Genomic DNA, 13,492 nt, shown 5'->3' on the forward strand with positions numbered 1-13,492 from the left:
GAAGATACTATTAATCATAAAAATGTTCAATGCTAAAGTTGTCACATTACAATACTAAAATCGTTATTTTGGCAGAACATTTGATTATTGATCTATATGCGATTTATTTTATATATAATTATAAGCTTTATTTCTTTTGGTGTCACTGCTCAGCAGGTGGATGCTAACCTTCCTAAGAATGATAAAAAAGAGCAATCTTCTGTAGATTTTTTAACTGGGAAAGTACATATTTTTCTAGAGGCTAATTTAAAAAAAGTAGAAGGGAAAGTAACCTATGTTTTTAAAGTACTTCGACCTACACAATCCATAAATATTGATGCACAGAAAATGCAAATCATGGATGTGTTGCTAGATGGTGAGAAAGCAGCGGTACAATATGACAACAAAAAGATACAAATTACTTCTGATTTTCAATTAGATTCCGAGCATCGTATAGAAATTCAATATATAGCAGCTCCTAAAAAAGCATTGTATTTTCTTAAGGATTATCAGGGAAATGATCAGATCTGGACACAAGGGCAAGGAAAGTATACTTCTAATTGGTTACCGAGTTTTGACGATATGAATGAGAAGATCGAATTTGATATAACGATCAATTATGATGCGGATTATGAGGTTATAGCTAACGGTAAATTACTTAACAAACAAACGGTAAATGATTCTATCCAGCGATGGGAGTATGATATGGAGCAACCGATGAGCAGTTATTTGCTGGCGTTGGCTATAGGGAAATATGAGAAAGTGGTAGAGACTTCTGAAAGTGGTATTCCATTAGAAATGTATTATTATCCTAATGATAAGGATAAGTTCGAACCTACCTATAAACACAGTAAACAGCTATTTGATTTTCTGGAAAAAGAGATTGGTTATGCCTTTCCATGGCAAAATTATAAGCAGATTCCGGTAAAAGATTTTTTATATGCCGGAATGGAAAATACCGGAACGACCATTTTTTCTGATGCTTTTGTAGTAGATAACATTGGCTTTACTGATCGTAATTATATTAATGTGAATGCTCATGAATTAGCACATCAATGGTTTGGGGATTTAGTAACAGAAACAGAGGGGAAACATCATTGGTTACAAGAAGGTTTTGCTACCTATTACGCCTTGCTGGCGGAGAAAGAAATTTTTGGAGAAGAATATTTTCAATATAAATTATATGAAAGTGCAGAACAACTAACAGAACAGTCTAAGGCAACCGATGCTACCTCTTTACTAAACCCTAAAGCAAGTTCTCTTACTTTTTACCAGCGTGGTGCCTGGGCGTTACACGCTTTAAAAAATCTGATAGGAGATGCTAATTTTAAGCTAACCATTACTAACTATTTAGAGAAATATAAATTTAAAAATGTAAGGACATCAGATTTTATTGCTGTCGCAGAAGAGGTGAGTACTCAAGATTTATCAGAGTACCAGAAAATATGGTTAGAAGCTATAGAGTTTCCATCTCAAGAGGCATTAGATATATTGACTGCTTCATCATTTATCAAACAATATTTAGGCCTTGCTGGGGAGCGTACACAACCTTTAATAGGGAAATGGGGTACATTGGCTACAGCTTTGGATTTTCCTATCAATGAGTATATAGGACAAGAAGTTATTTATCAGTTGGAAGGCGAAACATCCCAAGAGGCTATCGCTTTATTTACCAAAGCTTTTGAAACAAATAATATATATGTGCGACAAGCAATTGCCAACACAATGAACACTATTCCTAAAAGTTTACAAAAACAATACGAGTCTTTGTTAGCAGATAAATCTTATGCTACTATAGAACCAGCATTGTATCATCTATGGGCTAATTTTCCTTCAAAAAGAAATGAGTACCTAGAAGTAACCAAAGATGTCATTGGGTTTCATGATAAAAATGTACGAATACTTTGGTTAGTCTTAGCCCTTAGTACACCAGAATATCAGAAAGAAAAGCATCAGCAATTTTATGCCGAATTATCTGAATATGCTGCTCCAGTACATCATTTTAGTACCCGTGAGAATGCATTTACATATCTAGAAAGTCTTAAAGCTTTTTCTGATAAATCTCTTGTGGATCTGTTAGATGGCGCAGTGCATCATAATTGGAGATTTAGAAATTTTTGTAGAAAAGTACTAGATAACCTATTGAAGGATCCTAAGATTCAAAAGAAATATGTAGATTTAAAGGATAATTTGCCAAAGAGGCAATTAGATTTTTTAGAAAAGAAATTAACCCCATAAATTAAGATATGCGTGCATTAGTAATTTCCGGAGGAGGAAGTAAAGGAGCTTATGCAGGTGGTGTGGCTCAATATTTAATGCAGGAAGAAGGAAGGAAGTATGATCTTTTTTTAGGCACATCTACTGGTAGTTTATTGATACCTCAATTAGCTTTAGGAAACGTGGATAAGGTGTATGATATCTACACCAATGTTAATCAGAATACCATCTTTAGTGTCAACCCTTTTAGAACCAGGAAAAAAGGAAACCGTGAGTTCGTGTCTATCAATTTTTTTAATACAATAATGCAATTTCTGAAGCGTAAAAGAACCTTTGGAGAAAGTAAAAATCTACGGAAAAATATTCGTAGAAATTTTACTGAAATAGAATTCGAATTGGCTAAGAAAAAAGTTAAAGATATTGTAGTAACGGTTTCTAATTTAACAAAAAATACTACAGAGTATAAGTCAATTAATGATTTTTCTTATGAAGATTTCTGCGATTGGATCTGGATTTCTTGTAATTATGTTCCTTTTATGAGTTTAGTAACTAAAAACGGTTGTGAATATGCTGATGGAGGTTTCGGGTCTATGGTACCTATTAGAGAAGCAATCAAAAGAGGAGCTACAGAGATAGATGCAGTCATTCTGGAATCCGAGAATATGGAACATAATAAAGTATTAGGAAAGAATCCTTTTTCCTTAATGGTCAATCTCTTTAGTTTTATGTTTGATCAGGTAGAGGGCCATGATACCGTGGTAGGCAAATTAGCTGCTAAGAATAAGAATGTAGTGCTTAATTTATATTATACCCCATCTAAACTTACAGAAAATTCACTGGTTTTTAATAAAAAGCTAATGCGTAGTTGGTGGCAACAAGGTTTTGAGTATGCTGCTGATAAAGCAAAACAGGCCGAAGATAATAAGTTGAAGGATATTAATATGGCTGGATAATCCTTTTATTTATATTCTGAATGTAAATAAGTCATACTAACTATATCTATTTAAATTCACAATAAGATATAGTGAAATCTAGATACACTTAGTATGACTGAATTACAATAATATTGAATATATCAGGCTCTTAATTTGCTGTTTTAATAAATCGATCTACTAATTTATTATTAATAAGTAAAAAATATAATCCTTCTGGAAGAGAACTAGTATTTAAAGTCTCAGGAATATCGGATCGATTCATAATAGTTTGTCCTAAACTATTCACGATTTTTAGAGAATACTTATCTTCTAATTTAGATACCCCATCTATATACAATATCTCTGTGGTTGGATTAGGGTATAAGATGATTTGATTTTCTGGAGATTGAACATCTATAATGGATAGCGATTGAATCTCAACATTTTCAGAAAGAGTACTACATCCAGCATCATTGAATACCTCTAAGGTATAAGTCCCTGTTTCTTCTGCTAAATAACTAGAAGAAGTAGCACCTTCTATCGCTTGATTATTAAAATACCATTGGTATGATGTGTAATTTTCTACTACAGAAATTTCATTTGTATCGTCATTTATATTGATTGTTGGCGATGCCGGAGCATCTGAGATATTTACTTCTATTACTGCACGTTCTGTAGTCTGGCATCCACCCAAAGTAGAAATTTCCCAATTGTACAGATAGTAATAAAACCCTTCTGGGGCAGTAGTAGCAGAACTTCTTTTAATATTAATCACATTTTCTACTATATATGGATAGTTGATATTATTATTGCTTCTGAAAAGATTAGCTTCTTCAAGAAAACCTATTTCTAAATCTGTTCCTGCAGGAATATTCATGTTGATCTCAATAATATTTTCTCCATCAGGAATATTTATAGTTTTAGTTTCTAGTATAGTTCCTGTTGCATCAATAAGTTGTAGTGTTCTGTTCCCAGATCCTTCTGCTACTACTTTCGCTTTTTTAAGAATAATAGGCTGATCTGTATCAAATACTAGATTAAACCCTCCTTGATGAATATCTCCAGAATTAGAAGGTATGTCTTGTATTCCTGTTACTGCAGATATAATTGGTTCATTAGTTCCAGCAACATAAAATGTTTGGTCTTGTGTAAGATTAGAAACATCTAAATCAGCACCTGTAGCAATAGCTGTATTACTATCTACAGAATCATACCATATATAACCAGAACTACCCGATGCGGTTATCGTAGACGTATCTCCAGGGCATATGGCTTGGTTCATGTTTTCTGGTAAGGTGGCAATATTAATCGTGATCAAATTATCTTTAGTATTGGTATCTTCTCCTATTGTATTAGTTGCCGTTAATGATACTGTATATGTACCATTTGCTGCATAGGTATGTGTCGGATTCAGCTCTGTAGAAGTGGTTCCATCTCCAAAATCCCAAGCAACAGAAGTAATTGTATTTATAGATGTATTTCTAAAACTTACTTGATCACAATCTGTAGATGACTCAAAATTAGCAATAGGGGGTTGATTATTGTTTCCGGGAGTATATGATCCTGAGATTTCATAAAAACCAACTGATGAATAATCAGAGTACCCATTAGAAACGTTTCCTTCTCCAACACCATCGATTTCTATAAAATAAGTTCCACCAGCCAATGTAGTATTAATGCTAGCACTAAGATTATTAGTTGGATTAGAGATGGCAAGTTCTTCTCCTGTACCACTAATTATTCTTGCTTGAATATTTAGGTTTGGGTAAAATGGATCAGGATCAATAGTAAAATCCACTTCGCCACCAGCAGTGATAAAAGAAAATAAATCTTTATCTTCTTTAGTAGAAATTAAAGCCTCATGCAATGATGGATTAACTATTCCATCTGCACTAACTTGTATAGGTGTAGCTTGTGCTATATCATCCGAATGGTCATCTTCTTTGTATCCAAAACCATTTCTATTTCCAGATATGATTGCCATATCATCTTCTTGTGTAATGGCATTATCATATTCTCCTTTACTCCATTGCCCAATCGGTTTACTAGCACTCCATCCCATAATTGGACTCCATTCTCCGTGGCCAGCATAATATTGGTTTCCAGGTACTCCGTCGTGTGATAATCCTAAAGTATGACCTACTTCATGTGATCCTGTTTCTCCGGCTGATCTGGTTCCATTATTATATACCCAACATGGATTATCTATATTAGTATTAGAAAAAGAATTAAGATATGCTACACCTCCAGATCCTGGAGCTGCATCTGTGGTCGGTGTGAAAATACACATCATCCTTTGATTAATTGGAGTATTTTCGAAAGTAGCTCTATCTGTGGTAATGTTAATATCAAAAGGTCTGAAATCTTCTGCCATGATTCGCCATATCTCTGTGATTTTAGCATCACTATAACCCGTCGGTTGTGCATTAATCGTTCCTCCATTAACCCACCAAGTATCGGTAACCGTTTCACCATCAAAATCTAAATATACTGTATATGAAGATCCAGGAAGACTGGATAATAAGGGAGCTCTCATAGAAGCCTTATTCGTAGCTATTTCTTTTGAAGTTACCTTTTTGAAATCTATACAAAGAACTTTATGAATATCGATTTTTTGAATGAGAACAGCGTTCAAATCATCTGAGTAGTACCGATACGCTATTTTGTCTTTGTATAATATGATGTGACCAGAAAGGATATTATTTTGTTTTGTAATATGAAATGTAGAAGTATCATCATTATTTACACTTCCAATAATAGAGTACGTATCTGTGTTTCCTTCTTTTTTAGTGATTTTTCCTTCATAGGATATATCTTTTGAAACGTTAAGAGTAATTATATCAGATTTTTTGTTCCAAAATGTTTGAGTAAAATTTTTTTCATTACCCAAGTTATATGATTTATTTTCTTGAGAGAATGTATTATTGTAATAAAAGATGAATATTATTAATAGACTAAGTATTCTTAGACTATTGCATTCCTTTTGTTTAGAATAACATTGGGTTTTTGTTTTTAAGAGCGCAATTTTTTTCATTTGACTAGATATTGAGTTTATTGATAATGGTTTGATTCACTTATACAAATGACTTGCTAATCAAGAAAACATAGTTTTCCTGATACTTATGAATACCCACGTGTAAAAGGAGGAAGATCGATGAAAATTTTCCAATAATATATTCTGGTTTTGGAAAGTTCGATTAGAAGGTTGTCTGGAGTCTTCTAAACAAATTCATCAAACACACGAGTATGTAATGTTGTTTTACAAAGTAAAACATATGTTTGATAACAAAAAAAAAAGACTTTTATTATTTATACTGAAATCATTATTACAAAAAAAGAATCTCTTTTTTATTTAAGAATCAAATTACACACATTTTGTAGATGTATATTGTTTTGTTTTTGAGGTATTTATATTTTTTTTCTTTGGTAGAGAGGATACATTTTTGACAAAGAAATTCTTACGAAAAAGACCTGAAGAATAAGATTTGATCTAGGTCTATATAGGTTAAGTATTTAAGAAAGTTCTGTTATGTATACGGTCCTTATTTTTCTTAAATAGTTTGTCCAAACGTAATGAGATTATTATCTGGGTTAAATATCCAAAATTTCTTCTCCTTACAAGATTTATGTTTTAATTTACCGTTAGGGTGGATGCTTACATTACTACTTAATAATTTTTGGTACAGTTGGTCTACGTTATTTTTTTTAATATAAACCTGTCCATAATTTTCTTTGTTTGATAGAAAACTAGGCGTTAAATCTTTAATACTATTAAAACAAATCCTCCACTTCACTTTTAATAGCGGCTAAGGCTGTATCACTTGGCGCACCTTTTTCTACGATTGTGGTTAGAATCATTTCTCTCATTTTATCTGCAGAATCAACCTCTTCTTTTAATACCGTTTTTCTGATTAATGCAATAGTACCATTTTTTGCAGCTTTTACAATATTCCAGCATTCATCAGATATATATATCTGTTGCGTAAGATTATGATCAAATTCTTGTTCGATTGTGTTTATAAGCAAAACTTCGTAACTTTTTTTGTCATTCGAGAGAGGAGGAGTTCTAAGTAACAACTTACCTGGAGAAATTCGCTCAAGAAATAACGCCATACGTTCATATGCTTGTAATCTTAAAGGAAGTGATTGTTTCTGATTTTCTTTGTGCAAAAGGAACCTCCGCCTTTTTTCTTCATTATCTGTATGTGCTTTAAAATAGTATACTGCTAATAATGTGATAAAAAGCGATGGTATCAAAGAGATTAATAATGGTATAATTTCTAATTTCATTTATTTTAATTTATTTATTGTCAAGTTTTTTTTCTGTCCGCCTAGATAAGAACAGTTCTTTAAATCCTGTGTACAAGTATATGCTACTGGTGTTTTACTGTATTTAAAAGAATCCTCTAGTGTTTTGGTGAGTTCACCATCATCTACGTTTACATCAATATCTTTCATAGTAAATTGAGAAGGGTGTTCATATCCAGCTGCATGAGTAATTTCTATAAGTTCTTTTCGGAAAGATTTAAAATATTGAGCCAATCGATCAGATTTAAGAGGGACATTAATTCCTTTTTGTAACCACTTACTTTGTGTAGCAATACCACTTGGACATCTATTGGTATGGCATATCTGAGCTTGTATGCAACCAATGCTCATCATCGCTTCACGAGCAACATTGATGCAGTCTACACCCATTGCAAAAGCCATAGCAGCTTTTGCAGGAAATCCTAGTTTTCCACTACCAACAAAAACGACTCTATCGGTAAGGTTATGTTTTTGGAATATTTTATAAATCGCACTGAAGCCATAGATCCAAGGTAAGGATACATGATCAGCAAAGCTTGGCGGCGCGGCGCCAGTTCCACCTTCACCACCATCAATGGTTATGAAATCAGGACCTCGGTTAGATTTAACCATTAATTCTGCAAGTAATTCCCATTGTTCAGTTTTTCCAATAGCAGCCTTTATACCTACAGGTAACCCGGTTTCGGAAGCAATATCTTCTATCAGTTGTAGTAATTCAGGAACATCCTTAAAGGCTTTGTGACTAGAGGGAGATAATACATCTTTTCCTACTTCTACACCTCTTATTTTTGCTATTTGAGGAGTGATTTTAGCGCCTGGTAATACTCCACCTTTACCTGGTTTTGCACCTTGAGAGAGTTTGATTTCGATGGCTCTAATAAATGGATTGTTTTCGACTAAAGCTTTCATCTTCTCCATAGAAAAGTTACCATCATCAGTACGAACACCAAAATAACCTGTTCCGAAATGAAAAACTACATCACCACCATTGCTATGATATGGAGATAACCCTCCTTCTCCTGTATTATGGTAAGCATCAGCTTTTTTTACTCCTACATTTAAGGAATCTACAGCACGAGCAGAAAGAGATCCAAAACTCATGGCAGAAACGTTAATAGCGGAAGCAGGTCTATACGGTTTTTTACGCTGATTGTATTCGCCCATCACCTTGGCACAAGGCAAGAAAGTTTTATCAAGTTTATTAGGATGATCTGAATCCATTTTGAAAGGAATCATACAGTTTTTTATGAAAATATGTTGGTGCTGATAGATATCCCTATCGGTTCCAAATCCTTCGTAGTTATTTTCATTTTTTGAAGAAGCATACACCCATCCTCTTTCAATTCTATTAAATGGAAGTTCTTCTCGGTTATTAGCCACAAAATATTGTCTCATTTCTGGTCCGATACTTTCTAAAAGATATCGTAGATGTCCAACAATAGGAAAATTATGACTTACCGTATGCTTTTTGTTAAAGAACATATCTCTTATAGCAACCAATGCTAGCACGATCAATATCCATATCCACCAAGATATGGAGCCAAGGAAATTTAAGACGGTATCCATTATAAATTATATTATTGAGCGTTTAAATAATCTAATGCCAGTTGCGACATTACTTTTACTCCTAGTACTAATCCACCTTCATCAATGTAAAAATCGGGTGTATGATGAGAAGGAGCTTTTTCTGTGGTAGGAGATTTTCCTCCTAAAAAGAAATAGAACCCAGGTACTACTTCCTGAAAATACGAGAAATCTTCTCCTCCTGTAGTCGCTTTTGACAAAACTACATTTTCTTTTCCAGCAATTCCTTCTATCGTAGGTAGCATTTGTTTAACGAGAGATGGATCATTATAGGTAATTGAAGTGTTATTCTGAAATGCTATAGTAGCGTTTCCACCATAAGCTTTTGCAATTGCAGGAACCATTTCATTCATACGCCGAATAATTTTTTTTCGCATTTTTGAATCAAGAGTTCTTACAGTTCCAATCATCTCTGCACTTTCTGGTATGATATTAAATCGTACACCACTTGTAATTTTACCAACAGTAATAACAGCAGCTTCGTCGACTAGCGGTGCTTCTCTACTAATAATAGTTTGTAAGCCATCAATTATTTTTGCAGAGATTAAAATAGGGTCAACACCTGTCCAAGGCGCGGATCCATGAGTTTGCTTTCCTTTTACGTCGATTACAAAACGTTCTACGGCGGCCATAGTTCCACCTGGTTTATAACGAATCATACCTACTGGAGTTCCAGAATTGATATGCAGCCCAAAAATAGCATCCACATCCGGGTTTTTAAGCACACCTTCTTTGATCATCAATTTTGCTCCACCTTCTTCTCCAGGAGGTGGTCCTTCTTCTGCCGGTTGAAAAATAAACTTAACTGTACCGGATATTTTTTCTTTATTCTTATTTAAAACTTCAGCAACTCCCATAAGTATGGCAATATGTGTATCATGCCCACAAGCGTGACTAACTCCAACTTCTGTATTAAGAAATTTTGTTTTTACAGTTGATTTAAAAGGTACATCAGCTCTCTCGGTAACCGGAAGCGCATCAATATCTGCTCTTAAAGCTACTACTTTTCCTTCTTTACCACCTTTCAAAATACCTACAACTCCAGTTTTAGCTACATTTTCTGTTACTTCAAAACCTAGGGATTTCAGATGTTTAGAAATCTTTTTGGCCGTTTCAAATTCACGATTAGAGAGTTCGGGATTCTGATGAAAATCTCTTCGCCATTCGATAACCTTACTTTCTATCTTTTCTGACATTGAGTTTACATCAGCATCAATTTTTTGAGCTTGTAGAATAGAACATACTAAAAGAAAAGCGATTAATATATTGTTTTTCATAGGGTGAGTTGAGTTAAAAATTAATGAGTTTGTAGTTTTTGTTTTGTAATTGTACCAAAGCGGTCATTGCAGATAATGTAAACTTTATGTTAGGATGGACATCAGACTTAGAGATGTTTCTATATGCAGCTGTCTGCCCGCACAAAATAATCTGAACTCCTTTTTTGGTAAGCGCTGATATTAAAGGATCGTTTGGATTGTTCAAACCGAACTTTGTTTTATAATTTTTGTTGTTTAAAATATCATTAGCTGCACTTCCATGAATAACAAGTGCTACTTTCAGATTATCTAATGGAACCCCTGCGTTATCATGCATATTAAGGTATCTGGCAGCAGTATTAATAAGTGGATTGACCTTAGTACTATCTCCAAAGGATCGACCGACATCAAATACGGCCTTTAATTCGATCGTTTTATTTGTTTTAAAATCAGGATTATCAACTTCGTATGTTTTACCAAATTCGGTAATGACACTTCCTGGTTTGGATTCTTTTTGACAAAAAAGTATTCCCGGGAGTAGCGCGAGGAGAATTAAAAATGTGTGTTTCAATCTGTTTTTTTTGGTTTCTAAAGATATTCAAAAATATATTACAGGAAAGTTAAAATGTGCTTTTGATCTCTGTTTAAAGAAAAAAGCATATTTCAGAATTAAAGAAATATGCTTTTAATAAGGTTAAAAAGGACTTATAGTTTGACAAATTTACCAACAGATTTGTTATTTATTAAAATCACATAAAGTCCACTAGATAATTTAGTTAAGTCTACTTCAGGTTCTATAAGAGAATTGACAACTACTTGTCCAGAAGTATTTACTATTCTTATATCTTTTTCATTTATGGTGAGCCCATCAATTTTTAATATGTCTCTAGTAGGGTTAGGGTAGAATTTAAAAACACTGGTTCCTTGACTTAAATTAAGTTGAGATAAATCAACAGAAAATGCTGAGGAAATTGCGTTACATCCTGTTTCGTTAAAAACTTCGACACTATAATTTCCTATTTGATCAGGTACATATTGAGAATTATTAGCATCAGTAATAGGTTCTTCGTTAAAATACCATTGATACGCTGCGTATGTAGCGTCTGTTGTAAGATTTCTAGTGTCAGGAATAGTTATTGTAGGAGATTGTGGATTTTCTTCTACCGTAATATTGATTACAGTTCTCGTATTTGTTGTACAGTTATCAAAAGAACCGGTTACATAATATGTCTGGCTGGATTGTAGCGCAGGTGATTCAAAAGTAGCTCCGGTATATAGTAAAGTGCCCCCTGTCGGTTCATTATACCACTCAAATTCACTGTTTCCTGTAACGGTTAATGAAGTAGATTCTCCAATACAAATACTTTCATCTGCTCCAACTGGTTGCTGAGGAATATTTACGGTAATAAAATCATCGCGTTGCCTTGTGTCTTCTCCAGCACTATTAGAAGTAGTAAGGGAAATACTATACGTACCACTTCCGTTATATGTATGTGTTGGATTTTGTTCTGCAGAGGTAGTTCCGTCTCCAAAATTCCATAAATAAGAATTTACATTATTGATAGTTGTGCTATTAAAATTCACCGTAGCACAATTAGTAGCCGCTTCAAAATTTGCTATAGGAGGTTGGTTGTTATTACCAGGGATGTACTTACCAGAAATATAATAATTACCTATTGATGAATAATCCGAATATCCACTACTTAAATTTCCTTCTCCTACGCCATCAATTTCTATAAAATAAGTTCCAAAACTGAGATCTAAATCGAAACCAGCATTGAGTCCGGAAGGATCAGAAATAGCAATTTCTTCACCAATTCCATTCAGAATTCTAGCTTGTACATTAAGATTAGGATGATCTGGACTAGGATTAAAACTAAAAGAGACGTTACCTGTTTCAATTACAAATGAAAATACATCTTTATCGTCACTATTATGTATAAAACCAAAATTTTGATCTGCATTAACATTTCCATCTGTATCCACTAAAATTGGAGTAGCTTCTGTAATAAGATCTTTATGGTCATCATCTCTAAAACCAACGCCGTTTTGTGCTCCAGCTATAATTTCTATGTCATCTTGTTGTTGAGTAGCATTATCATACTCTCCTTTACTCCAGTGGCCTAACGTTTTGTTAGCACTCCATCCCATAATTGGTGACCATTGACCATGTCCAGCATAATATTCTTCTCCAGGCCTGCCATCGTGGCTAAGTCTTAAAGTATGTCCGACCTCGTGAGATCCTGTTTCTCCAGCAGCTCTGGTAGATAAATTATAAACCCAACATGGATTATCAGTACGGGTAGAAGAAAAGGAGCCTAAATAAGCCACACCACCAGCTGTAGGCGCTGCATCTTTGGTAGGAGTAAAAATGCACATCATTCTACGATTTTGTGGAGCAGCATCATATAAATCTCTTCTTGTAGTAACGTTTAAGTTAAAAGCTCTAAAATCTTCAGCCATTATTTTCCAAACATCTATGATTTTTTGATCAGAAAAATTTGGAGATTGTGCATTAATAGTGCCGCCACTAACCCAACTTGTGCCGGATACAACTTCTCCATCAAAATCTAAATATATAATTCCTGATGCTCCCGGAAGGCTTTCTAATTGAGGAGCCATTTTAGAAAACGCACCAATTACATCTTGGTTATTGTCTTCTTCAGTTTTTTCAAAATCTAAACAAACTAAAGAGTTAATATCAACTTCTTTAATGTATATTTTTCCTAGGTCATTTGTGAAAATTTTATAACCGGTTTTTTCATTTCTAAGTACTAAAGTCCCTTCTATTTGATTTTTGCTTTTAAATAGAGTAAAAGTAGATAGCTTTTGATTATTTACACTACCAATAAAAGTTGTTAAATCGTTTTTTACTTTTTCTACCTGCACGTTTAATGAAAGTGAAGTGTTCTTCTTAGATAGGTTTAACAATAACTCTTTAGAATTGTTAATGGTAAGGTTTTCAACGAAACTATCTGAATTTTCGGCTATTAATTGAGTCTTATCGTTCTGCGAGTGTACAACTACTACATCCACTAAAAACAAGAGTAGCATTAAATTTTTACAGTAGGTCTTGATCATTTTTGAATTTTTCGGGTAAATTTAATTTTAAATAGGTTTATTATTCTGAATAACATTGATTTAAATATATCAATTATTTCATAACAGGGTAAAAATAGGTTTATTGTATTTAATAAATTAAATAAAAACTCTCAATACATCATTAAGAAGATA

Annotated in this window: 8 protein-coding genes; 2 read left to right on the forward strand and 6 right to left on the reverse strand. The window is 33.5% G+C overall.

The features are described 5' to 3' along the window. The first annotated feature begins 96 nt into the window (after positions 1–96). Positions 97–2,217 (forward strand): M1 family metallopeptidase, encoded by a 2,121-nt coding sequence (locus Q0921_RS23690; RefSeq protein ID WP_299261454.1) that lies wholly within the window; start codon positions 97–99, stop codon positions 2,215–2,217. 8 nt (positions 2,218–2,225) lie between these two features. Beyond that, a complete protein-coding gene (locus Q0921_RS23695) occupies positions 2,226–3,149 on the forward strand; it encodes a patatin-like phospholipase family protein (protein ID WP_299261456.1) in 924 nt (307 codons plus the stop codon). Positions 3,150–3,279: 130 nt separating this feature from the next. Here the strand turns inward: Q0921_RS23695 and Q0921_RS23700 are convergent, their stop codons facing one another. The 6 genes from Q0921_RS23700 to Q0921_RS23725 all read right to left on the reverse strand — a co-directional run bounded on the left by Q0921_RS23700 (position 3,280) and on the right by Q0921_RS23725 (position 13,339). Next, positions 3,280–6,144: a PKD domain-containing protein gene (locus Q0921_RS23700; RefSeq protein WP_299261458.1), complete on the reverse strand. Its 2,865-nt coding sequence runs from the start codon at positions 6,142–6,144 to the stop codon at positions 3,280–3,282. A 737-nt stretch (positions 6,145–6,881) separates the two neighbouring features. After that, on the reverse strand, positions 6,882–7,400 hold the full coding sequence (locus Q0921_RS23705) for a hypothetical protein (RefSeq protein ID WP_299261460.1): 519 nt from the start codon (positions 7,398–7,400) through the stop codon (positions 6,882–6,884). Next, positions 7,401–8,984, reverse strand: coding sequence for an FMN-binding glutamate synthase family protein (locus Q0921_RS23710; RefSeq protein WP_299261461.1), 1,584 nt, complete (start codon positions 8,982–8,984; stop codon positions 7,401–7,403). Positions 8,985–8,995: 11 nt separating this feature from the next. After that, complete coding sequence (locus Q0921_RS23715) at positions 8,996–10,279, reverse strand: amidohydrolase (RefSeq protein WP_299261462.1); 1,284 nt, start codon at positions 10,277–10,279, stop codon at positions 8,996–8,998. A 13-nt stretch (positions 10,280–10,292) separates the two neighbouring features. After that, entirely contained in the window at positions 10,293–10,829 is a 537-nt protein-coding gene (locus tag Q0921_RS23720; protein ID WP_299261463.1) for a DsrE family protein, read from the reverse strand. 134 nt (positions 10,830–10,963) lie between these two features. Further along, on the reverse strand, positions 10,964–13,339 hold the full coding sequence (locus Q0921_RS23725) for a PKD domain-containing protein (RefSeq protein WP_299261464.1): 2,376 nt from the start codon (positions 13,337–13,339) through the stop codon (positions 10,964–10,966). Between the last annotated feature and the right edge of the window lie 153 nt (positions 13,340–13,492).

Source organism: uncultured Aquimarina sp. (genome assembly GCF_947496855.1).
Taxonomy (GTDB): domain Bacteria; phylum Bacteroidota; class Bacteroidia; order Flavobacteriales; family Flavobacteriaceae; genus Aquimarina.

What these genes read in the sequence shown, in the direction of transcription:
- Q0921_RS23690 (WP_299261454.1), top strand. Translation starts at nt 97, where the DNA reads ATGCGATTTATTTTATATATAATTATAAGCTTTATTTCTTTTGGTGTC.
- Q0921_RS23695 (WP_299261456.1), top strand. Translation starts at nt 2,226, where the DNA reads ATGCGTGCATTAGTAATTTCCGGAGGAGGAAGTAAAGGAGCTTATGCA.
- Q0921_RS23700 (WP_299261458.1), bottom strand. Translation starts at nt 6,144, where the DNA reads ATGAAAAAAATTGCGCTCTTAAAAACAAAAACCCAATGTTATTCTAAA.
- Q0921_RS23705 (WP_299261460.1), bottom strand. Translation starts at nt 7,400, where the DNA reads ATGAAATTAGAAATTATACCATTATTAATCTCTTTGATACCATCGCTT.
- Q0921_RS23710 (WP_299261461.1), bottom strand. Translation starts at nt 8,984, where the DNA reads ATGGATACCGTCTTAAATTTCCTTGGCTCCATATCTTGGTGGATATGG.
- Q0921_RS23715 (WP_299261462.1), bottom strand. Translation starts at nt 10,279, where the DNA reads ATGAAAAACAATATATTAATCGCTTTTCTTTTAGTATGTTCTATTCTA.
- Q0921_RS23725 (WP_299261464.1), bottom strand. Translation starts at nt 13,339, where the DNA reads ATGATCAAGACCTACTGTAAAAATTTAATGCTACTCTTGTTTTTAGTG.